The organism is Paenirhizobium cremeum, from assembly GCF_047553425.1.
GTDB lineage: Bacteria > Pseudomonadota > Alphaproteobacteria > Rhizobiales > Rhizobiaceae > Allorhizobium > Allorhizobium cremeum.
The window spans coordinates 1,963,342-1,984,664 of the sequence record NZ_CP180217.1 but is presented as its reverse complement, the minus strand read 5'-3'; the positions used below and the strand labels follow the sequence as shown (position 1 = coordinate 1,984,664).

Sequence of the window (21,323 nt, the reverse complement as noted above, 5' to 3'; positions counted from 1 at the left end):
AAGACCACAAGGACTCCTGCCGATGACCGTGACCGGCCTGCCATTCGATGATTTCCGTGTCCTCCTGCGCGAGCTGCCCGGTCCTGACACGGCGGCGCTGGTTGCCGCGCGCGATCGTGACCGGCAGCTTACCAAGCCACCGGGGGCTCTCGGTCGGCTTGAGGAGATCGCGATGTGGCTTGCCGCCTGGACGGGCCGTCCGCCGGCCGTCAACAGGCCGCTGGTCGCGATCTTCGCGGGCAATCATGGCGTAACGAAGCATGGGATTACGCCCTATCCGCCGTCTGTCACGCAGCAGATGGTGGAGAATTTTGCAGCGGGCGGTGCCGCGATCAACCAGATCTGCGCGACCTACGATCTCGGCCTGAAGATCTTCGACCTCGCTCTCGACTATCCGACGGGGGACATCACCTGCGAGGCTGCCCTGTCCGAGCGCGACTGCGCCGCCACCATGGCCTTCGGCATGGAGGCGATTGCCGGCGGCACCGACCTGTTGTGTATCGGCGAGATGGGCATCGGCAACACGACCATCGCTGCGGCCATCCATCTTGCGCTTTACGGTGGCACCGCCGAGGAGTGGGTCGGGCCGGGCACCGGTTCCGAGGGAGAGGTCCTGCGCCGAAAGGTCGAGGCGGTGAAGACCGCGCTCGAATTCCACAAGGGGCATCTCGATGACCCGCTGGAGATCCTGCGGCGTCTCGGCGGTCGCGAGATTGCGGCCATGGCCGGCGCCATTCTTGCCGCTCGCATGCAGAAGATCCCGGTGCTGATAGACGGTTACGTCGCGACTTCTGCCGCCGCGATCCTGAAGGCAGCCAATCCGTCCGCTCTCGATCATTGCCTCATCGGCCATGTGTCGGGTGAACCGGGACATCTGAAATCGATCGAAAAGCTTGGCAAGACGCCGCTTCTGGCGCTTGGCATGCGGCTTGGCGAAGGTACGGGCGCGGCGCTGGCTGCCGGTATCGTCAAGGCTGCAGCTGCCTGCCATTCGGGCATGGCAACCTTCGCGGCGGCCGGAGTGTCCAACAAGACCGATGCGTAAGAGAACGACCGACACGCCGGCGAGCGAACCGATCGAGAAAAAGACGGGCGTCGCGCATTTCTTCGCCGCCGGCCGCTATTCCATACAGGGGTTCCGGCGTCTGGTGCAGGAATCCGCCTTCCGGCATGAATTGCTGGCCTTCGTTGCCGGCCTCGCCCTCTTTGCGATTGTCGGAGCAAGTTTCGCGGAATTTCTCGGCTTCGTCGTGCTGATGGCGATCCTGTTCTCGGTGGAAGCGATCAACACCGCAATCGAGGAACTGGTCGACCGGATTTCGCCGGAGATTTCGACCGTCGGCCGCAACGCCAAGGATCTCGGCTCCTTCGCCGTCTTCTGCCTGTTGATAGCAAACGGGCTCTACGCGGCTTACGTCGTCTTTTTCTGAAAACGATCTTCGCGGCCGGCGGAGATCCGCCGCAGTCCGTCCACGTCTTCAGGCGAAGTGACGCCTGCGCGGCTCGACCGCATGGGCCTCGCTGACGGCCGGCAGGCTCTCGAGCACGCGCCGGGCCGGGAGGATGGCGATGACCTCGGTGCCTTCGCGCAGTTTCGACTTCAGCTTGAACTCGCCGCCATGCTTGGCAAGGATCGCCTGCACGATGGGAAGTCCGAGGCCTGTGCCCTGTTCGGCGCTCTTGATCGCGATGGAGCCCTGGCCGAAAGCGGAGAGGACGACGGGGATCTCCTCTTCGGGAATGCCGGGGCCATTGTCGCGAATCGAGACATATTGCCCGCCTCCGGCAGTCCAGCCGACTTTCACGACGATCTCGCCATTCTGTGGCGTGAACTTTATCGCATTCGACAGAAGGTTGAGGATGACTTGGCGGATGGCCTTTTCGTCCGCCCAGACGGCCGGCAGATTCGGTTCGAACTGTTCCTCGATGCTGATGTTCTTGGCTTTTGCGCGCAATTGCACCATGCCGACGCAATCCTCGGCAAGCTCCAGCAGGGAGACGGTTTCTTCGTTCAAGTCGTACTTTCCGGCCTCGATGCGCGAGAGGTCGAGAATTTCATTGATAAGGTCGAGGAGATGCTGGCCGGAGCGATGGATATCGCCGGAATATTCCTTGTAGAGCGGGTTGTTCAGCGGGCCGAGCACTTCGGTTGCCATGACTTCGGAAAAACCGAGAATGGCGTTCAGCGGCGTGCGCAGTTCATGGGACATCGAGGCGAGGAAGCGGGACTTGGCGAGGTTTGCTTCCTCGGCGCGGCGGCGGGCCTCATCGGAGAGCGACTTGGCAACTTCCAGTTCGGCGATCAGGTCGTCCTTCTCGGTCTGGAAGGAGAGCAGCTTGAGATTCGTCTGGTAGAGGCGGCCGGTGATGTAGATGAAGAAAACGAGGGCGGTGGTGAACATCGCCGTCAGCCCGATGTCGAGCACGTCGCGGCTGATGACGGCGCTATAGAGGAGGGCTGCGACGGTCGGCAGAAAGCCGAAGAGCACGGCCTGCCGCAACAGCATGTTGGACATCGCCGTGAACGACAGAACGACCAGCAGGACCGCGCCCTTGTAGAAGATAAAGCTGTCGCCTTCGCAGGCCGGACAGGCTTGCAGGGAGAACAGCGCCCAGCAGCATCCCATCGCCGCCTGGCCGGCGAGCAGCAAACGGCGCCATTTAACGATGTTTTCGGCGGTGAAGGTGTGCGAGGAAGCCCGACGGGCAATGAGGATATTGAGAGCGTGAACGGTCAGCGCCAGCAATGTCCATATCAGCATGCCCGGTTGCTGGCTGAGATAGATGCCGATACCGGTGACCATCAGGATGATGATCGGCATCACGGCGGCGGCCTGCAGCGTGGCGCTGACATGCATGCCGAGCATTTCACTTTCGAACTGGGGAATACCTCCGTTCGACTGAAGCCGCTCACGAGTCGTGCGCACAGCCTTCGCGACAGCCTTGTTGCGATGGCTGCGTGAAAGGTCGACGATGTTCTTGTCCGTCGATGTGGATACGCCCTTACTCATATGCCAGGAGTTCACGTCTCGTTGATGAGGCGAGCTTAATAGTCATTTCTTAAGAAGATACTGTCGAAAAAGGTTTTGTTTGCCATGATCGAAAAGGTTTCGTTTTCGAAATGGGCCGAAATGTGAAGCGGTCCTGGAGCATCCTCAGGGATTTCGTGGTCGGTTTCTGCATTTTGCTGCTCGGCCTGCTGATCGCAGCAAAGCTCGAACGGCAACAGGAAGCGGAATTTTCCGGGCATTTTGTCGTCATCGACGGGGATACGCTCGCGCTCGGACCGGAGCGGCTGCGTCTCGAAGGGATCGATGCGCCGGAAACCGGCCAGACATGCGGGGCGGACGATGCTCCATGGGACTGCGGTTCGGCGGCCCGACGCAGGCTCGCGCAACTCGCCGGCGCAAGGGAGTTTATTTGTCATGGTGGACAGCCGGATCGCTACCGGCGCAAGCTCGTGCGGTGCCAAATGCCGGAGGGCGATCCTGCAGCCGTGCTGGTGCGGGAGGGGCTGGCGGTTTCCTATGGCGACTATCGGGTGGAAGAAGGGGTGGCGCGACGCGAGCGGCGTGGCCTGTGGGCAGGCCCGTTCCAGGTCCCGCAGGAGTGGCGGCGCATTCACAAAACCGGTGAGGCGGAACCCGCCGGCGACTTTTTCGCTTTCTTCCTGCAGTGGCTCGGTATCAACTGAAACGATGATTGCGAATCCTTCCATGATTTCTTTCCGCAAGGCGCAGACAAACGAGTGGCGGGATGAATGAGGTTGAGGCGCTGCGGCGCGCGATTGCTTCCTGCCGGATCTGCCGGGACTGTCCAGCGGGCGGCGAGGCTTACAGGATGCCGCATGAGCCCAGACCGGTCGCCTATGTTTCCACGACGGCGCGCATCCTGATCGCGGGCCAGGCGCCGGGCATGAAGGTTCACCAGACCGGCATTCCGTTCAACGATGCCTCCGGCGACCGCCTGCGGTCATGGCTCAACGTGGAACGTGAGACTTTTTACGACCAGTCGCGGTTTGCCATCGTGCCCATGGGTTTCTGTTTTCCAGGCTATGATGCAGAGGGCCATGACCTGCCGCCGCGACGGGAATGCGCACCGCAATGGCGGTCGACAGTAATGGCGGCCATGCCGCAGATCGAACTCGTGCTGGCGATCGGACAATATGCCCAGACCTGGCATCTCGGCGGGCGGCGGCGCAAATCGATGACCGAAACGGTCCAGCACTGGCGCGACTTCCTTCTCTCCAATACCGAAGGGCCGAAAATCCTGCCCCTGCCGCATCCGAGCTGGCGGAACACTGCCTGGTTGAAGCGCAATCCATGGTTCGAGGCTGACGTGCTGCCGGTGCTGCGGCGGGAAGTGGAAAGACTTCTGTCCTGAAACAATTTTCTTTGCTTTAAGGTTTTCCACGCTATATCGAGAATAATATTCGAAAGGTAAGAGCATGGATCGACTCGACAGAAAAATTCTCCGCATCCTTCAGGAAGACTCCACACTGGCTGTTGCTGATCTCGCCAAGAAGGTCGGTTTGTCGACGACGCCCTGCTGGCGGCGTATTCAGAAGATGGAAGAGGACGGTGTGATCCGTCGTCGCGTCGCCCTGCTCGACCCGGCGAAGGTCAATACCAAGGTGACCGTTTTCGTGTCGGTGCGCACCTCCAGCCATTCGATCGAGTGGCTGAAGCGTTTTTCCGAGGTCGTTTCCGAGTTTCCCGAAGTGGTCGAGTTCTATCGCATGAGCGGTGACGTGGACTATCTTCTGCGCGTCGTCGTTCCGGACATTGCGGCTTACGATGCCTTCTACAAGCGTCTGATCGCCAAGATCGAAATCCGTGACGTCTCCTCCGCCTTCGCGATGGAGCAGATCAAATATACGACCGAACTGCCGCTCGACTACATGGTCCTCGACAACCAGAAGTCCGCGGAGGACTGAGCGGGGCGCTGGCCGTCAGGCCTTGAGCCTTGCGAGGATCTTGTCGCTGGTGAGCTCGCGAAGCGCGTTCTTGCCGATCCAGCGAGCCGTTCTGTCTTCGCTTGCGGCGAGTTTTTCCGCAAGCGCCAGCGCCGGGGCATGACAGGTCCCGTTGCGCTTGCCGATGTTGCGAAGCGCCCAGTTCACGGCCTTTTTCACGAAGTTGCGGTCATCTCCCGCATGCCGCTCGATCAGTGGGAGGAAGGCGATGATGGCCGCATCCGGTTCGTTCTTGTTGTGGACGGTCGCGCCGGCGATCATGGAAAAGGCGGCGCGGCGAACGAACTCCCTGTGGTCGCCGGCAAATTCCAAGATCAGTTCGCGCCAGTAAGGGGTCTCGGTCAGAAGATCGGCGGCGGCATCGACGATCTCCCAGGAGGCGAAGTCGGCGGCCCAGGCCATTACTTCCGGCTTTGTCATGATCTTCGGGTCGGCAGTGTAGATTGCTAGCATGCGTGCTTCGCGCAGCCCTGTCTGCCAGAGTTCGAGTGCGCGGCGGTGATCCCGTCCGATCGTTTTCGCCAGTTTCTGCAGGTCGGGATTGGAAATTCCAAGCGCCGTTTCGGTGGCGATCCCGAAGCGAGACATGCCCTCGATGTTGGTTTCGTTGCGCAGCGTTTCGAGATGCGCCACGATTTCCGGGGTCGAGGCTGCGCGGCCAAGCGTCATTTTTCCAGCCTTGCGAGAAGCGAAGAGGTATCCCAGCGATTGCCGCCGAGCTTCTGTACCTCGCCGTAGAACTGATCGACCAGCGCGGTGACGGGAAGGCTGGCGCCATTGCGGCGGGCTTCGGTGAGGACGATATCGAGGTCCTTGCGCATCCAGTCGACGGCGAAGCCGAAGTCGTACCTGCCTTCGTTCATGGTCTTATGCCGGTTTTCCATTTGCCAGGAGCCGGCCGCCCCCTTGGAGATAACTTCGACAACCTTTTCAATATCAAGGCCGGCTTTCTTGCCAAAGTGAATCCCCTCGGCGAGACCCTGGACCAGGCCCGCGATGCAGATCTGGTTAATCATCTTGGTAAGCTGGCCGGCGCCGACCGGCCCCATCAGGCCGACCATGCGGGCATAGGCGTCGATCAAGGGTTTGGCTTTGTCAAAGGTCGCTTCGTCACCGCCGCACATCACCGTGAGCACGCCGTTTTCCGCGCCTGCCTGCCCGCCGGAAACAGGGGCATCGATGAAGCCGCAGCCTTTGGCGGTCGCGGCGGCATGAAGCTCACGCGCAACTTCGGCGGATGCCGTGGTGTTGTCGATCAGGATTGCGCCGGCCTTCATACCGGCAAGTGCGCCGTTTTCACCTATCGTCACCGAGCGCAGGTCGTCGTCATTACCGACGCAGGTAAAGACGAAATCGGCATCTGCGGCCGCCTCGGCCGGCGTCGGCGCGGTACGGCCGCCGAACGCGGCTGCCCATTTCTCGGCCTTGGCGGCGGTGCGGTTGTAGACCGTTACCTCGTGACCGCCCTTGGTCTTCAGATGCCCCGCCATCGGGTACCCCATGACGCCCAAACCGATGAATGCGACCTTTGCCATGCTGTTCTCCTGTGCTTGTGCCTCCCGCTTAAAGGAAGAACGGCGCGCGGAAAAGGCTATTGCCGCCGACCTGCTGGAAATCGCGCACGGCATAGGGACCCTAGGTCACGGAAGCACTGCTGCGTTCGGCTGGTTTGCATCCTCCCGGACCATCATGGCATCGAGCCAGCCGATGAAGGCACGGGCTTGGTCCGTCAGGTGATCGAAGTCGCGCGCGACGATCCAGAAGGTTCCGAAGGGGAGTGCGTGGTCGAAAAGCCGCAGCAGGGCTCCGTTTCGCAATGCCTCGGCCGCGTGGAGACGGTCGACGAGGGCGATGCCGTCCCCTCGCAGGGCGCCTTGCAGCACCAGGGCGCTATCGGTGTAGACCGGTCCCGCCGGCACTGTCGCATCGACGCCCGCCGCTGCCAGCCAGTTCTGCCAGTTGTCGCGGTTCTCCTCGTGCAAAATCGGGTGGAGGAGAATGTCTATGGCTGTCCTGATGGGCGGACCTGCGGCGAGCAGGCCGGGTGCCGCGACCGCGATCAGCATTACATCGGTCAGCTTGCGAGCCTTAGTGCGAGGCCAGGCGTCCCGGTCGACGCTGTGGCGGATGGCGATTTCGGCCTGACTGTGCCGGAAGTCGATGAGGCGCTGATCCGAATCCACGGTCAGTTCGATATCGGGATAGGCGGCGTTGAAGCGCCGCAGGTTAGGTCCGAGCCAGCTTGCGGCAAAGCCCGGTTCGCTGCTGATGACCAGCGTCCGCCTTTGCGGTTCCCCGGCGATTTCATCCAGGCTGAGCGCCATGCGGTCGAAGGCGGTCGTCAGGCTTTCCAGCAGCCTGCGGCCCGCCGGCGTCAGCGTGACGCGGCGATGACCGCGCTCGAACAGCGGCTTGCCGAGGATTGTCTCCAGTTCACGGACTTGCCGGCTGATGGCGGCCTGCGAGACGAAGAGTTCCTGCGATGCGGCCGTGAAGCTTCCGAGACGGCCCGCCGCCTCGAAGCTCCTCAATGCCGTCAGGGGCAGGCGACCGCGTTTCATCCATAACCTCAAGTCAATCGAAGCGCACGATAAGCTCGTTTGAGAAGAGGACGCAAGTGCGTTGAGATGGTGGGCAAAGGAGAAATGCCATGTCCACCATTGTAGAGATATATCTTGAGGTTATCCGGGTCCTGACCTTCCAGTCGTCCGCTACAGGCGGACCGTACTGCAAGCTTGACCCAGACGAGTGCTGCCTTAATCACCGCCCCGTCGCGGGGGCTGACGCCACGGAGAAACGGACTGTCAGCCGCGCAGGCGCGCGATCACCAGATGTCCGGGCGTCGGATGGCCGTCTTGCATGCGCACGTTGATTTCGGAGATTTCGACAAGTTCGAAGCCGGTGGCGGCCAGCCGTTCCCGGATATAGGCTTCCGCATGGGCGAAACGCTGGTGCGGGCCAACCATGTAGGGGCGGCCGGCCATGACGTCGTCGGGCAGGGTTTCCGAGGAGAATACGAAGATCCCGTTTTCGACCATGTTTTCGGCCACGCCGAAAAACAGCGGCTCCAGCGCGCCGAGATAGGGCAGGACATCGGTGGCGGTAATCAGGTCAAAGGGCTCGTCGTCATTGTCTTCCAGGAAATCCTCGACCTCGGCAACGTAGAGGGTCTCGTAGAGATCCTTTTCGTGGGCGATCTCCACCATGTTTTCGGAGATGTCGAGGCCGGTGATGTCGTCGACCATGTCCCGCAGGGTGCAGCCCGTCAGGCCGGTGCCGCAGCCGAGATCGAGCATGCGCTTGAAGGGACCGAGGTCGAGCGTCTGCAACCGCTGGCGGACCATAACCGGCACTGCATAACCCAACTGCTCGACGAGAATATCCTCGAAGGCTTCCGCGTGCTGATCGAACAGGGTCTCGACATAGGCGTCCGGTGCCTTGGGCGGTGTCTCGCCGCGCCCGAGCGATGCGATGCGAACGGAGGCGCCGCCATGGTCTTCCGGATCGATCGCCAGCACTTCCTCGTAGGCTTTCACGGCCGCGTCGATGTCGCCGGCTTTTTCCAGCGCCAGCGCGCGATTATACGCTTCCGCCAGGGCTTCCTCGTCGATCTTGGCCATTGCAAACCGCTCCGCTGCATCCGGCCGCCGCCAGCCGACAGCCATTCGCGACTGGCTCTAACCGTTCGAGCCGCCATTTGCAATCAGCCGAAGATCCCGGCCTCCGGTCAGTGCAGGATGAACTCGCCCTTCAGGGCGCGCCACTCGCCTGCCGTTATCATCTTCTTGTGAACGTAGCGTACGGAATGAAGGGGACCATCGAGTTTTTCCTGCCAGAATTTCAGGAAGGTCCGCATCTCGGGAAAGTCGGGCGCCAGATCATAGTGCTGCCAGATATAGGTCTGCAGGAATGTCGGGTGATCGGGAAGGCGGTAGAGTATCTGGGCGGTCGTCAGACCGTATCCCTTGAGCATCAGTTCCATGTCGTGGTTCATCGCAACCTCGTTCTGTTCCCATTCCGAAGGAACCGGGGCCGGCGGTTTTCCGCTTCGGCGAGGCCGGTGGCCGTGCCGTGAAACACGGTTAACGAAACTATAAGCGAATGAGGCTTAAACGAGGCTTAACAAAACTGTCATAAACGAATTTTTTCTTTTTAAAACAATATATTGGCAGCATGGGCCCGTGAGTGCTGCCAAGTTTTTATCGCAACTCGAGCAGGGCTCAACGTTTCAGATGCCGCGTCAACTGTGCTTCCATCCATCCCCAGGCGTGGCGCATGAATTCCACGATCGAGAGATAAAATATCGCAGCCCAGAGATAGGCCTGATAGTCGAACGTGCGGGAGAAGGTGTAGCGGGTCTGCCCCATCAGATCGAGAACCGTGACGACCGCGACGACGGCCGATCCCTTAATCATCAGGATGATCTCGTTGCCATAGGGGCGAAGCGCGACGATCAGCGCCTGAGGCAGGATAACCTTCCAAAATGTCACGGAGGCCGGAAGGCCGAGCGATTTCGCGCCTTCCGTCTGGCCGCGCGGTACGCTGCGGATCGCGCCGCGCAGGATTTCGGCCTGATAGGCGGCGGTGTTGAGCGTCATGGAAAGCAGGGCGCAGTTCCAGGCCTCACGGAAGAACCACCACAGGCCGACAGCCTCGATCTGCGGACGGAACGAACCTAGTCCGTAATAGATCAGGTAAATCTGGGCGAGCAGCGGCGTTCCGCGGAAGAGGTAGACATAGGCATAGGAAACGGTGCTGAGCACCCGGTTCTTCGACATGCGGGCATAGGCGATGGGCAACGAAAGCAGGGCGCCAAGCGTGATGGAACCCACCACCAGCATCAAGGTGGTCAGGAGGCCCGAGAAATAGCGTTCGCCATACTTCGCGAATTTATCCGGGTCCCAGTTGGAAACGATCATGTAGACGATGCCGACAGCCAGCAGGAACCAGAGCGCGAGCACGATTCCCCCTGCTATGCGGCTCTTGCTGATGCGGCGCGCGAGCTGGGGCGGTGCCGGGCGGGGCGGAATAAGTTCCTTTACGTGGCTCATCGGCGGCCCTCCGCGCCTCTGGTCGAACGATCGATCGCGCTGATGACGATCGAAGACAGCATGGCGAGGACGAGATAGAGGCCGCAGGCCAGAACGTAGAACAGGAACGCCTCCTTGCTCACCTTCGCGGCGATCCCCGTCTGGCGCAGGATATCGGCAAGGCCGATGACGGAGACAAGCGCGGTGTCCTTGAGGAGGTTCATCCAAAGATTGCCGAGACCGGGGAGCGCGATGCGGATGAGCTGCGGCAGGATGACAAGGCGCATGGTGGTCGCACGTCCGAGACCGAGGGCGTCGCCCGCCTCGTACTGCCCCTGGGGGATGGCCCGGAACGCCGACAGCAGGACCTCCGAACAATAGGAGGAAAACACGACGGAAAGCGCGATCATCCCCGCAATGAAGGCATTGATCTCGATGCGTTCGTCATAGCCGAACCATGACAGCACGCCCTGGATCAGCATCTGCACGCCGTAATAGATGATGAAGAGGGTCAGGAGTTCGGGCAGGCCACGAAAGATCGTGGTGTATATGCCGCCGGCGAGCCGCAGGAGCTTTTCCTTCGACTGCATGGAAAGCGCAACAAGGAAACCGAGCAACAGGCCGAAGGGCAGGGTGGCGAGAGAGAGGGAGACGGTGACCTTGACGCCGAGGGCGATTTCGTCACCCCAGCCGGCGGCTCCGCAGGACACCAGCGATGACCCGCCGAGAAGATGGAAGATCCCTACAGGCCCGCAGAACGGATCGAACACATACTGCAACCAGGACCACAACGATCCGAGGGCGGAAAACGCTCCGCTCATGCCAAAATTCCCCTTGGCGGTTTATACCGCATCTTATTTTCGCTTCTGCATTACAAGAATGGCGGAAGAACGCGTCCTCCGCCATCCATGACTTCAGTTTTTCAGGGGATCATTCGCCGTAAACGTCGAAGTCGAAGTACTTGGCGTTGATTTCCTTGTATTTGCCGTTCTTGCGGATGGCGTCGATGGCTGCCGTGAACTTGTCGGCAAGCGCGGTTTCGCCCTTGCGTACGGCGATGCCGGCGCCTTGGCCGTTGATTTCGGGGTCGATCGGAAGCGGGGTCAGGATCTTGCAGCAGGAGCCGGCGTCGGACTTCACCCATTCCGAAAGCACGACGATGTCGTCGATGACGGCGTCGACACGACCGCCCGACAGGTCGAGCTTGTATTCGTCAGCCGTCGGGTAAAGCTTCAGCTCGGAATCGGGCATGTGCTTTTCAGCATAGTTCGAGTGGGTGGTCGAGGACTGCGCGCCGAGCACCTTGCCCTTCAGTTCCTCGACCTTGGTGATCGTGGAATCCTTCGGGACGGCGATGGCCGGCGGAGTGTTGTAGTACTTCTTGGAGAAGTCGACTTTCTCGAGACGCTCCGGCGTGATCGACATGGAAGCGATGATCGCGTCGAACTTCTTGGCCTGAAGCGCCGGGATGATGCCGTCCCAATCTTGGGTGACGAATTCGCAGGTGACTTTCATCTCCTCGCACAGCGCCTTGGCAATGTCGATGTCGAAGCCGACGAGCGAGCCGTCCGATTCGAGGTTGTTGAAGGGCGGATAGGCGCCCTCGGTGCCGATAATCAACTTGTCTTCCGCCATCGCGGAGCCGGCAAAAAGCGACAGTGCGGCGATCGAAGCGGCGGCAAGGAAACGGGTGGCGATACGCATGAGATCCTCTCTGTTGGTCGTCCGCGCGGTTGTCGTTCCCGCGCTGAACTGGATAGAACGACACCCCCAGTGTCGAACCTGAGCAGATATTCCTACCTTTTTTTCCGGAAAATCAACAGGAAACACGCCGCTGTCGCAAAAATTGCATGAGCTGTCCTGTTTGATGCGAACGTCCGGAATCGGAAACCGAGCGGTTCGCGACGGGAGGACCGGATGAACTTTTTCGTTCAGCCGAGGTTAATTTGCCGAAAACTAGGGTCTGCCCGATCGGGAGCGGGAGGAAAGGGAATCGGACACAAAATTGCCGTTTCCGCGTTTGCTTTTCCGGGACCCGCGTGGAGACGCGCTTCGCAAGGAAGGTGATATGAAATTGAGATCAAAACTGTTCGCGACGGTCGCTTTGCCGGTTCTGTCGGCTGCCGTCATGGTGGAGCCGGTTTCGGCTTCCGCCGTTTCGCACAATGCCGATATGGCTGTCCGTTCCACGATCGAGCAATCCGGCGTTCTTGTTGCGCAGGCTGCCGTGACCTGTAGCGATGGCAGCCAGGCCGCCGATCAGGCCACCTGCGATGCAATCGACGCCCAGCGGGCCGCGGAGCAGAAGGCCGCGGAGGAAGCCCAGCGCGCCGCCGAACAGCAGGCCGCGGAGGAAGCACGGCGCGCTGCAGAACAACAAGCTGCCGAGGAGGCGCAGAGGGCCGCCGAGCAACAGGCCGCCGAGGAAGCGAAGAAGGCCGCCGAACAGCAGGCTGCCGAGGAAGCGCAGAAGGCCGCCGAGCAACAGGCTGCCGAGGAGGCGAAGAAGGCCGCCGAGCAACAGGCTGCCGAGGAAGCGCAAAAGGCCGCCGAACAGCAAGCCGCTGAGGAAGCGAAGAAGGCTGCCGAGCAACAGGCAGCGGAGGAAGCACAGAAGGCCGCTGAACAGCAGACCCAGCAGCCGGCGGCTCCCGAGGCCGTGACCTGCGCGGACGGCTCCCAGGCTGCTTCGGCGGAAGCCTGCCCGCCGGCCGAGACGGCCGCACCGACTGAACAGGCTCCGGCCGAACAACCGTCGCAGACGGGAGAGGCTCCGGCCGAGGATGCACCTCAGCAGGATGCAACCCAGACCGAAGCACCCGCGCAGCCACAGCCGGAGCAGTCTACCGCCCAGCCGACCACCGAACCGGCTCCGGAAGGACAGGCCGGTGGTGAGCAGGTGGTCGTCCCCGCCGTAGAGCCGCCTGCCGAGGCTCCCGTTCCCGAAGTGGTCGACACCCGAACCGAGGAACAGAAGCAGGAGATCGCCGAGGACCCGGCAAAGACGGCCGAAACGGTGGTTCTGCCGGTGGATAACGGTGCTGCCGTGCTCGACAGCGACAAGGATGCCGACAATACAGGCGAAGCCGATGTCCGCGATGTCCGCACCCAGGTCCGCGAGGAGACGCCGGTTGCGGCGCCGCCGGAAAGCGACGCTGCAGCTCAGGCTGACGCGCCGAAGTTTGAGGCGAAGGTGATCGAGGCCGCCGTAGAGGAAAAGGGCACGCAGCTCGAAGCGGCTCCGACCTTCCAGGTTCCGACGACCGTGGTCAACAACATCACGAACGTGACCAATGTGACCAATGTCACGAACAACGTCACCAACAACGTGACGAACAATGTTCGAAATAACGTGGTCAATCAGGTGAACGAAGTCCGCGTGATCGAGCAGATCGACAACCGGACCGTCATCAACGTTGGCAATCAGGTGGTTGTCCGTGGCGACGACCGTCCGCGCCTGCGTTATGACGCGCAGGAAACCTATTATGAGCAGCTTTCGCGCGGGCGTACGCGCGAGACGATCGAACGCGGCGACGGTTCGCGTCTGGTGACAATCTACAACCGTTATGGCGACATCATACTGCGCTCGCGCTTCACGCCGGACGGTGAGGAATATGTGCTGGTCTACTCGCCCGAGGCTGACAGTGAGCAGCCGCGCGTCTACGTGGACGTCGGCTACAGCCTGCCGCCGATGCGGCTCAACGTTCCGGTCAGCGACTATATCGTCACCATGTCGAATGCGCCGGAGCGCGACTATTACGACTTCCTCGCCCGTCCGCCGGTCGAGCGCGTCGAGCGCGTCTACTCCCTCGACGAGGTGAAATCGTCGGCACGTCTGCGCGACAAGGTCCGCCGTATCGATCTCGATACGATCACTTTCCCGTCGGGTTCCGCGGAAGTGCCGCTGGCGCAGGCGAAGACGCTCCGCCGGGTCGCGGAAGCCATGCAGAAGGTTCTCGACAAGGATCCGGGCGAAGTGTTCCTCATCGAGGGTCACACGGATGCCGTCGGTTCCGACCGTTCCAACCTCGTGCTTTCGGACCAGCGCGCCGAGACCGTGGCGAACCTTCTGACCGAGGTCTACGGCATTCCGCCGGAAAACATGTCGACCCAGGGCTACGGCGAACGCTACCTGAAGATCCGTACGCTGGCTTCCGAACAGCAGAACCGCCGCGTAACCATCCGCCGCGTGACGCCGCTGGTTCGTCCGGCAAACGTCGCCAACCGCTAGGCGGCGGATCGGGAGAACGGAAAGGCCGCCGGAGACGCTCCGGCGGCCTTTTCATTGGGGCTGAAGGCGCCGACAGGTTATTGTCTGGGCGGTAGGCCCGTGATGCCGGCGATGAAATCGGCGATGGCATTCGTGTCGTCGAGATCGAAGACGGGAAGGGCGGTGTCCTCAACGGCATGATCGGCGGCGACGGCGACAATGTGCGGATCGGACGGTGCAAGCGGCTCACGCTTTGCGGCTTCCAGCCGCCGCGCCTCGATCTTCGGGACCGGTTCCCGTTTGTAGCCTTCGATCAGGATAAGGTCGCAAGGGGCGATCCGGGCGACTATCTCCTCGAAGGATGGTTCCGGTGCGCCGCGCAGCTCATGCATGATCGCATAGCGCGTGCCGGAGACAATCGTGACCTCGTGGGCGCCTGCCTGGCGGTGGCGATAGCTGTCGGCGCCGACCTTGTCGATGTCGAAGTCGTGGTGAGCATGCTTGATCGTCGAGATGCGATAACCGCGTCGGGTAAATTCCTCGACCAGGCGCACCGCCAGTCCGGTCTTGCCGGAGTTCTTCCATCCCGCAATTCCAAAAATGCGTGGTCTGTCGGTCGGTTCTTCCTCTGTCATGGGCGATATTCCTTCAGGAGCTGCTCGGCATGGGCGAGATCTTCGGGCGTGTTGACGTTGAAGAACGGATCGAGGGGGCCGGATGTGGTTTCGACCCGCGGAAAATCGACCGTTGCGGAGGGATGGCGGGCGATGAATGTCTGCAGTTTCCGGTTTGCAGGATCCGCCAGCCATGTTTCGAGGTCGTCCGCAAGAGAAAGTGGCCAGAGCGCCACGACGGGATGGGTGCGCCCGAGCGAGGCTGCCACCACGATCCTTCCGGGTGCGGCCGCCTCCGCCATTCTTGTGAGGAGATCCATTGGAAGGAAGGGCGTATCGGCAGGCACCGTCAACAGGTGGGAGGCGTGCGGTATGGCTTTCTCCGCGTGGCGGAGCCCGGCGAGAACCCCGGCAAGCGGGCCGGCGTGGCCGAGAACGGTGTCGGGTACGAGGGAGAGACCGCTGTCGAGAGGAAAGCCGGCCGGAGCGTTGAGCGCGATGCTGCCGGCTTGTGGCCTTAGCCGGGCAACAACGTGCATGGCCATCGGCATCCCGGCGAGCTCGGCCACCGTCTTGTCCCGGCCCATTCGACGGGAAAGCCCGCCTGCAAGAATGAGCGCCGGGAAGGAATTTGCTGCCTGCGGCCCGTTCATGTCTTTCCTCGCAGTCAAAGCGGCGAACCCGGTCGGGACTGCTGTCCCACCGGGTTGCGGATCTTGCGCTTGTTTTCTCGGTAGAAGGTGTAGAGGCCCGAACCGATCACGATCGCGGCGCCGGTCATCATCCAGGCGTCGGGCACTTCGCCGAAGAAGATCATGCCGAGTGCGACGGCCCAGAGCAGGCTCATGTAGCGGAAAGGGGCGATGAAGGAGATTTCCCCCGTACGCATGGCCATGATGATCGCCTGATAGCCGACGAAGAGCAGGGTGGAGGCGAGCGCCAGCGTGCCGAAATTCGCCCAGCCGACCGGCTGCCAGCCGCCGAGCGGAACGATCAGCGCGGCACCGGTCAAGGTAATACCCGCCGCCGTGGACAGCGTCACGCTGAGCGAAGGGATGGCTGAGTCGATCTTTTTCGTCACCAGATCACGTGAGGCTGCAAAGAAGACGCTCAACACCACGTAGATCGAGGCATGGGTGAAGCCTTCCGGGCCGGGGCGAATGATGATGAGCACGCCCATGAAGCCGACGATGATCGCCGTCCATCGCCGCCAGCCGACCGGTTCGCGGAGAAACAGGGCTGCCCCGAGCGTTACGGCGAGCGGCAGCGATTGCAGGATCGAGGAGGCATTGGCCAGCGGCATCTGCCTGAGGGCGCTGAGATAGGCGATGGTCGAAAGCGTTTCGCACAGGATACGCAGCAACACCAGCGGTTGGGCGAGCGAGCGGATATGGACAAGGGCGCCCATGCGGCGGGCAATGAGATAGACCAGCAGCGTGGTCATGACGCCTCGGAGGAACATGATCTGTCCGACGTTCATGAAGGGCGTCACTGCCTTGGTCAGCGCATCGTTGATGGTGAAACCGGCCATGGAAAGCGCCATCAACAAGGCGCCCCTGGTGTTGCTGGACAAAGCCATTGAAGAATCCCGAGAACCTGGAGGCTTCTTCTAACCGAAGTCGATTATGACCGATACCCGCTTTTCCGCATGCCGAAGCGTTACAGGCGTGCACAAAGCCCGGAAATACGCGAGAAAACACGCTTCGGTTTAACGAATGTTCAAGTTTGTGGCGGGACAGTTCCGCTATCTCCGCATGAGGCGGACTTGGCTCGGTTCGCCGGGCGCCGATGAAGATGCACCATAAATTTTACCAGAATTCTTTTTCGAGGATCGCATGAGTTTCATTGACCGCTTGCTGCAAGGCCGCCGTATCGTCACGAAGGTTCTTCTCTTCGTGGTGCCGCTTGTCATCCTGATGGCCGGTGTGGGGTTGCTCGGTTACTACACCGCAAGCATGCTCAACGGGCACATGACGGTGACGCGCGCCACAATCGGCAATATCAGCGACCTTGAACAGGTGCAGGCGGCGCTGCAGGAATTCACGCTCGATCCTTCCGAACAGAGCCGCTCAGCGCTGACGGCGGCGATCTCGGCGGAAGAGGCGGGACTTGGCGTTCTCGACGGCGTGCTGGCCGAACAGGCTTCGAAGGCGGAACTCGGCGATCTGAGAGCCCTCGCAGACCGTATGCGTCTGCAGCTCGACAAGATGTGGGCCAACAAGACCGAGCGCGACAATCTCGATTCCGCCATCGAAACGAGCCTTGCCGCAATCGAGGCGGAAGGCGACCAGATCGAGAAGCAGATCGAATTCGTCCGCAAGGAATTCACGGAGAAGGAGCAGTTTGCCAAGGAATTGCTGTTCGACTCCTCGGCTTTCAAGGGGCTGGTCGACAAGCTCGGCAAGATGCGCGCAGGCGTGCAGATGGCGTTCACGCCGGCCGAACAGCTGGACGAAGCGCGCCTTTACATGGGGGCTATCTCCAAGGAGCTGGCGCGTGCCGAATCCATCGCATCGCCGAAGAGCAAGACGGCGATTGCCGAGGTGGCCGGCGCCGTATCCCGGCTCGATGCCATCCTGGCCGGCAGCGACAGCGACGACGCCAAGGCTCAGGCTCTCGGCCGGCTGCTGTCCGAACTGGTCGGCATCGAACAGAAACTCACCCTGCAGGCGGCCAAAAACACCGATGTCGCTTCCGACCGTTTCGTCGGGCTCGACAAGCTGGTCTCCGACCAGAAGGAGTTGATGCAGCAGGTTGACGCGGCGTTGATCGGGATCGATGCCTTGAGGCTGCATGGCGAGCGTATGCGGAGCCTCATCGACGATGCGTCCCGGCAGCAGGTCATTTCCGACCTGAAAGCGCTCACGCAAGCAGCTGCGGAGATTTCCGCGCTGGGCGCGAAGAACAGCGCCTTGCGGGATTTTGCCAAGAAGATCGAGCCGCATGTGTCGGCGATAGACAGTCAGTCCGCATCGCTTCTCGCCCTTGACGAAACCTGGCGGCAGGAGAGGGCGGTCGCTTCCGAGCATGTCTCGAAGGCGATGTTCGCGCTTCGCGATTTCGTCAGCCATGCGCAGGAGATCGGCAAGGAGGACAGCGAACGGTCCGCGACGATTTCCGTGATCGCCATGGTGATCGGCACTCTGCTTGCGATTGTCGGCGGCCTTCTATTGGTCGAGACGCTGCGTGCACCGCTGAAGCGGGTGACCGAGGTCATGACCCGGCTTGCAAGTGGCGACCTCGCCGTGCCGATCGAGGGGCGCAACCGCGGCGACGAGATCGGCGACATGGTGCGCTCCGTCACCGTCTTCCGCGATGCCGCGGTCGAAAACCGCAGGCTGGAGGACGAGGCGGCCGCCGCCCGGCAGATGTCGGCGCAGGAGGCCGAGCAGCGCGCCCGCGAACGGGAACAGGTGGAAGCCGAGCAACGTTCGGCACTCGACGCACTCTCGGAGGTCCTCGACGCGCTTGCAGCCGGCAATCTCGAAGTGACCATGCGCCATGACTTGCCCGGCGATTTCGTCGCCATGGCCCATACCTACAACCATGCCGTCGAGGCGTTGCGCGCCACGCTTGCGGATGTCCGCTCCACCAGCGTCGATATCGATGCCGGAACCGGCAACCTCGCCGTCTCCGCCGATGATCTGGCCCGCCGCACCGAACAGCAGGCCGCCGCCCTTGAAGAAAGCGCGCGGGCGCTCGCGCATCTCAGCGAAGTGGTGCGGTCGACCGCGGAAGGTGCCGGCCGCACCGCCCATTCCGTCCATCTTGCCCGCGATCATGCCCGCCAGTCTGGCGTCGTCGTCACCCGCGCCGTGGATGCGATGGCCGAGATCAGCCGTTCTTCGGAGAAGATCTCGACGATCATCGGCGTCATCGACGAGATCGCCTTCCAGACCAATCTTCTCGCGCTGAACGCCGGTGTCGAGGCGGCGCGCGCGGGCGAGGCGGGTCGCGGTTTCGCCGTCGTCGCACAGGAAGTGCGTGAACTCGCCCAGCGTTGCGCCAGCGCCGCCAAGGAGATCAAGGACCTGATTTCGGTCAGTGCCGGGCAGGTGAAGTCGGGTGTTTCTCTGGTCGAGCAGACGGGCGAGGCGCTGCAGGCGATCATCGACCAGGTCGAGGAGGTACAGACGCTGGTCGAGGGCATTTCGTCGGCGACACGCGAGCAGTCGACCGGCATCAGCGAAGTGACCAAGGCGGTCAAGGACGTGGAACTCATCACCCAGCGCAATGCCGCCATGGTGGAAGAGAACAATGCCGAAATCCAGGGGCTTCGCCATCGGGTCGAGGTGCTGATGGCAAAGATCGACCAGTTCAAGACCCGCGATCTCGCAAGCCAGCATGTTCCTGGCGCCAGCGAACGAGGTCTCGATGGCTTGGCGATCAGGCGGAGCGCCTGAGGGCAATTTGGCGGATTGGTGGGCTGGGGCGGTTCCCGGCTCCTCAGCCGCCGGTGACGCTCATATGGCGGGCAACGGCCGGACGGCGGTGATCCCGGTCGATAATGAAATCGTGGCCCTTCGGCTTGCGGGTGATGGCTTCGTCGATTGCCGCGGAGAGGAAACCGTCATCCGTCGAGGCGCGCAGCGCCGTCCTGAGATCGGCCGCGTCGTTCTGGCCGAGGCACATGTAGAGCGTACCGGTACAGGTCAACCGGACGCGATTGCAGCTCTCGCAGAAATTATGGGTGAGGGGCGTGATGAAGCCCAGCCGCCCGCCGGTTTCCACTACCTCGACATAGCGGGCCGGTCCGCCGGTCGACAAGGGAATATCCCTCAGGGTGAAGTCTTTGGACAGGCGTTCGCGCACGGTCGAAAGCGGCAGATACTGGTCCGTCCTGTCTTCCCCGGTTTCGCCCATCGGCATGGTCTCGATCAAGGTGAGGTCCATGTCGTTGCCATGGGCGTAGCGCAGGAGGTCGGGGATTTCGTCCTCGTTAAATCCCTTGAGGGCGACGGCGTTGAGCTTGACCCTTATGCCGGCCTTCTGCGCGGCCGCAATGCCCTCCATCACCTTGCCGAAATCGCCCCAGCGCGTGATGGTGTGGAACTTGTCGGGATCTAGCGTATCGAGCGACACGTTGATGCGGCTCACGCCGCAATCGGCGAGTTCGTCGGCGAAGCGGGCGAGCTGCGAACCGTTGGTCGTCAGCGTGAGTTCCTCGAGCTTGCCGGACAAGAGATGACGGCTGAGGCTGCGGACAAGGAACATGATGTTCTTGCGCACCAAGGGTTCTCCGCCCGTCAGACGCAACTTGCGGACGCCCTTGGCGATGAAGGCGGAACAGACGCGATCGAGTTCCTCGAGCGTCAGCAGGTCCTTCTTCGGAAGGAAGGTCATGTTTTCCGCCATGCAATAAGAACAGCGGAAATCACAGCGGTCCGTCACAGACACGCGCAAATAGGTCACGGCCCGGCCGAACGGGTCGATCATCGGAGCATCGCTGCCGATCAGAGCCGAAGCGCCGGGTCTTGGACCTGCGGTGAAATTCAAGGAAACCTCCCGATTTTTCCAATAGGATGGTGATTTCAGGGATTTGCGTCAAGCGATCCGTCTGTTCCTTTTCATCAAAATGTCTTGCGCTGCAAAACCGCGGCGCCTAACTGTCGTGTTCACACTTTGCGGGTGGAGCATGACGATGAGCGATGTCTGGCCGAGCGAACTCAAGGTCTCGAAGGATCGCAGGCAGTTGACCGTAACCTTCAACGACGGAACGAGCGCCGTCCTTGCCGCTGAAATGCTGCGCGTACTTTCGCCCTCGGCGGAAGTGCAGGGGCATGGCCCCGGCCAGAAGGTCACGGTGCCCGGCAAGCGCCTCGTCGCGATTTCCGCCGTGGTTCCGACCGGAAACTATGCCGTTCGAATCGGTTTCGACGACGGGCACGACACAGGCATCTTCACCTGGAGCTATCTGCGCGAACTCGGGATGACCGGCGCCGAGAAATTCGCCGAATATGAGTGCGAGCTTGCGGAAAAGGGGCTGAGCCGCGATTCCCGCTGAGGCGGCGCTTTCTCATTCATCGACAACGCCCTCTCGCTGGAGCCGGGCAATCAGGCGCTCCATATTGTCCGCCATGGCCAGGCAGTCCTCGATCGGCGTCGCCGACAGCGTCTTTTCGATGAGATCGGTCTGGATGACCATGGCGCGCTCCGTCAGCTCCCGGCCCGATTCGGTCAGGTAGAGGCGCAATACCCGTTTGTCCTTCGGATCGGGCCTGCGCTCCAGAAGACCGCGCTTTTCCATCTGCGGCAGCAGCATGCTCATGTTGGAGCGTCCGACGAGCAGCTTTCGGGCGAGTTCCTGCTGGGAAATGCCTTCGAAGCGGTAGAGATTGACCAGAATGTCGAGGTGCGGCGGCTTGATGTCGAGACCGGAGAGCGCTCTCGTCAGGGCCTGCTGCATCAACTGGCAGGCACGGCCCACGGCAATCCAGCTCTTGAAACGGGGATGATCCCAGGGCAGGACTTGATTTTTGTTCATCGTTGTACTT

Annotated in this window: 22 protein-coding genes; 8 read left to right on the top strand and 14 right to left on the bottom strand. The window is 61.6% G+C overall.

Annotation, left to right across the window (positions count from 1 at the left end; translation table 11 throughout):
• Positions 1-22: 22 nt before the first annotated feature.
• Together cobT and ACLBKR_RS09915 are read left to right on the top strand one after the other, a co-directional pair.
• Positions 23-1,045 carry a nicotinate-nucleotide--dimethylbenzimidazole phosphoribosyltransferase gene (cobT, locus tag ACLBKR_RS09920; protein ID WP_113437572.1) on the top strand — a complete coding sequence of 341 codons (1,023 nt, stop codon included), beginning with the start codon at positions 23-25 and terminating at the stop codon, positions 1,043-1,045.
• Positions 1,038-1,430: a diacylglycerol kinase gene (locus ACLBKR_RS09915; RefSeq protein WP_113457089.1), complete on the top strand. Its 393-nt coding sequence runs from the start codon at positions 1,038-1,040 to the stop codon at positions 1,428-1,430. Before cobT ends, ACLBKR_RS09915 begins: the two co-directional genes overlap by 8 nt.
• Positions 1,431-1,478: 48 nt before the next feature.
• Here the strand turns inward: ACLBKR_RS09915 and ACLBKR_RS09910 are convergent, their stop codons facing one another.
• Entirely contained in the window at positions 1,479-3,011 is a 1,533-nt protein-coding gene (locus ACLBKR_RS09910; RefSeq protein ID WP_112828118.1) for a sensor histidine kinase, read from the bottom strand.
• Positions 3,012-3,133: 122 nt separating this feature from the next.
• Here ACLBKR_RS09910 and ACLBKR_RS09905 point away from each other — a divergent pair, with 122 nt between their 5' ends.
• The 3 genes from ACLBKR_RS09905 (at position 3,134) to ACLBKR_RS09895 (ending at position 4,936) form a co-directional block, all read left to right on the top strand.
• On the top strand, positions 3,134-3,694 hold the full coding sequence (locus ACLBKR_RS09905; protein ID WP_414901605.1) for a thermonuclease family protein: 561 nt from the start codon (positions 3,134-3,136) through the stop codon (positions 3,692-3,694).
• A 62-nt stretch (positions 3,695-3,756) separates the two neighbouring features.
• A complete protein-coding gene (locus ACLBKR_RS09900) occupies positions 3,757-4,383 on the top strand; it encodes a uracil-DNA glycosylase family protein (protein WP_113486891.1) in 627 nt (208 codons plus the stop codon).
• A gap of 64 nt (positions 4,384-4,447) precedes the next feature.
• Positions 4,448-4,936, top strand: coding sequence for an Lrp/AsnC family transcriptional regulator (locus tag ACLBKR_RS09895; protein ID WP_112828121.1), 489 nt, complete (start codon positions 4,448-4,450; stop codon positions 4,934-4,936).
• 15 nt (positions 4,937-4,951) lie between these two features.
• Here ACLBKR_RS09895 and ACLBKR_RS09890 read toward each other — a convergent pair whose 3' ends face one another.
• From ACLBKR_RS09890 to ACLBKR_RS09855, 8 genes are all read right to left on the bottom strand, one after another.
• Positions 4,952-5,644, bottom strand: a complete 693-nt coding sequence (locus tag ACLBKR_RS09890) for a DNA alkylation repair protein (RefSeq protein WP_113457086.1) — start codon at positions 5,642-5,644, stop codon at positions 4,952-4,954.
• Positions 5,641-6,510 carry an NAD(P)-dependent oxidoreductase gene (locus ACLBKR_RS09885; protein ID WP_414901602.1) on the bottom strand — a complete coding sequence of 290 codons (870 nt, stop codon included), beginning with the start codon at positions 6,508-6,510 and terminating at the stop codon, positions 5,641-5,643. Before ACLBKR_RS09885 ends, ACLBKR_RS09890 begins: the two co-directional genes overlap by 4 nt.
• A 105-nt stretch (positions 6,511-6,615) precedes the next feature.
• On the bottom strand, positions 6,616-7,536 hold the full coding sequence (locus ACLBKR_RS09880; protein WP_113447325.1) for a LysR substrate-binding domain-containing protein: 921 nt from the start codon (positions 7,534-7,536) through the stop codon (positions 6,616-6,618).
• A gap of 243 nt (positions 7,537-7,779) precedes the next feature.
• On the bottom strand, positions 7,780-8,595 hold the full coding sequence (locus tag ACLBKR_RS09875; protein ID WP_113447351.1) for a class I SAM-dependent DNA methyltransferase: 816 nt from the start codon (positions 8,593-8,595) through the stop codon (positions 7,780-7,782).
• A 107-nt stretch (positions 8,596-8,702) separates the two neighbouring features.
• Positions 8,703-8,969, bottom strand: coding sequence for an usg protein (locus ACLBKR_RS09870; protein WP_112828125.1), 267 nt, complete (start codon positions 8,967-8,969; stop codon positions 8,703-8,705).
• A gap of 226 nt (positions 8,970-9,195) precedes the next feature.
• Positions 9,196-10,026 carry an ABC transporter permease gene (locus tag ACLBKR_RS09865; RefSeq protein WP_113447326.1) on the bottom strand — a complete coding sequence of 277 codons (831 nt, stop codon included), beginning with the start codon at positions 10,024-10,026 and terminating at the stop codon, positions 9,196-9,198.
• The gene (locus tag ACLBKR_RS09860) at positions 10,023-10,826 is read right to left on the bottom strand and encodes an ABC transporter permease (RefSeq protein WP_112828127.1); all 804 of its coding nucleotides are present in this window, start codon (positions 10,824-10,826) and stop codon (positions 10,023-10,025) included. The genes ACLBKR_RS09865 and ACLBKR_RS09860 overlap by 4 nt, the downstream gene beginning before the upstream one ends.
• A gap of 109 nt (positions 10,827-10,935) precedes the next feature.
• Positions 10,936-11,709 carry an ABC transporter substrate-binding protein gene (locus ACLBKR_RS09855; protein WP_113439627.1) on the bottom strand — a complete coding sequence of 258 codons (774 nt, stop codon included), beginning with the start codon at positions 11,707-11,709 and terminating at the stop codon, positions 10,936-10,938.
• Between the two features lie 364 nt (positions 11,710-12,073).
• Between ACLBKR_RS09855 and ACLBKR_RS09850 the strand changes: the two genes are divergently transcribed.
• Positions 12,074-14,236 (top strand): OmpA family protein, encoded by a 2,163-nt coding sequence (locus ACLBKR_RS09850; protein WP_113447327.1) that lies wholly within the window; start codon positions 12,074-12,076, stop codon positions 14,234-14,236.
• 77 nt (positions 14,237-14,313) lie between these two features.
• Here the strand turns inward: ACLBKR_RS09850 and mobB are convergent, their stop codons facing one another.
• Genes mobB through ACLBKR_RS09835 form a run of 3 tightly spaced genes read right to left on the bottom strand, consistent with a single transcriptional unit; the run spans position 14,314 to position 16,408 of the window.
• Complete coding sequence (mobB, locus tag ACLBKR_RS09845) at positions 14,314-14,850, bottom strand: molybdopterin-guanine dinucleotide biosynthesis protein B (protein WP_113439629.1); 537 nt, start codon at positions 14,848-14,850, stop codon at positions 14,314-14,316.
• A complete protein-coding gene (gene mobA, locus ACLBKR_RS09840; protein ID WP_113447328.1) occupies positions 14,847-15,482 on the bottom strand; it encodes a molybdenum cofactor guanylyltransferase MobA in 636 nt (211 codons plus the stop codon). Before mobA ends, mobB begins: the two co-directional genes overlap by 4 nt.
• Before the next feature lie 14 nt (positions 15,483-15,496).
• On the bottom strand, positions 15,497-16,408 hold the full coding sequence (locus ACLBKR_RS09835; protein ID WP_112828131.1) for a DMT family transporter: 912 nt from the start codon (positions 16,406-16,408) through the stop codon (positions 15,497-15,499).
• A 256-nt stretch (positions 16,409-16,664) separates the two neighbouring features.
• Here ACLBKR_RS09835 and ACLBKR_RS09830 point away from each other — a divergent pair, with 256 nt between their 5' ends.
• Positions 16,665-19,232, top strand: a complete 2,568-nt coding sequence (locus ACLBKR_RS09830) for a methyl-accepting chemotaxis protein (RefSeq protein WP_113447329.1) — start codon at positions 16,665-16,667, stop codon at positions 19,230-19,232.
• A 43-nt stretch (positions 19,233-19,275) separates the two neighbouring features.
• Here ACLBKR_RS09830 and moaA read toward each other — a convergent pair whose 3' ends face one another.
• A complete protein-coding gene (moaA, locus tag ACLBKR_RS09825) occupies positions 19,276-20,265 on the bottom strand; it encodes a GTP 3',8-cyclase MoaA (protein ID WP_113340279.1) in 990 nt (329 codons plus the stop codon).
• Between the two features lie 205 nt (positions 20,266-20,470).
• On the opposite strand from moaA, the gene ACLBKR_RS09820 reads away from it, so the two are divergent.
• Positions 20,471-20,833 (top strand): gamma-butyrobetaine hydroxylase-like domain-containing protein, encoded by a 363-nt coding sequence (locus ACLBKR_RS09820; RefSeq protein WP_113340164.1) that lies wholly within the window; start codon positions 20,471-20,473, stop codon positions 20,831-20,833.
• Positions 20,834-20,845: 12 nt separating this feature from the next.
• Here ACLBKR_RS09820 and ACLBKR_RS09815 read toward each other — a convergent pair whose 3' ends face one another.
• On the bottom strand, positions 20,846-21,313 hold the full coding sequence (locus ACLBKR_RS09815; RefSeq protein ID WP_113340165.1) for a MarR family transcriptional regulator: 468 nt from the start codon (positions 21,311-21,313) through the stop codon (positions 20,846-20,848).
• Positions 21,314-21,323 lie beyond the last annotated feature (10 nt).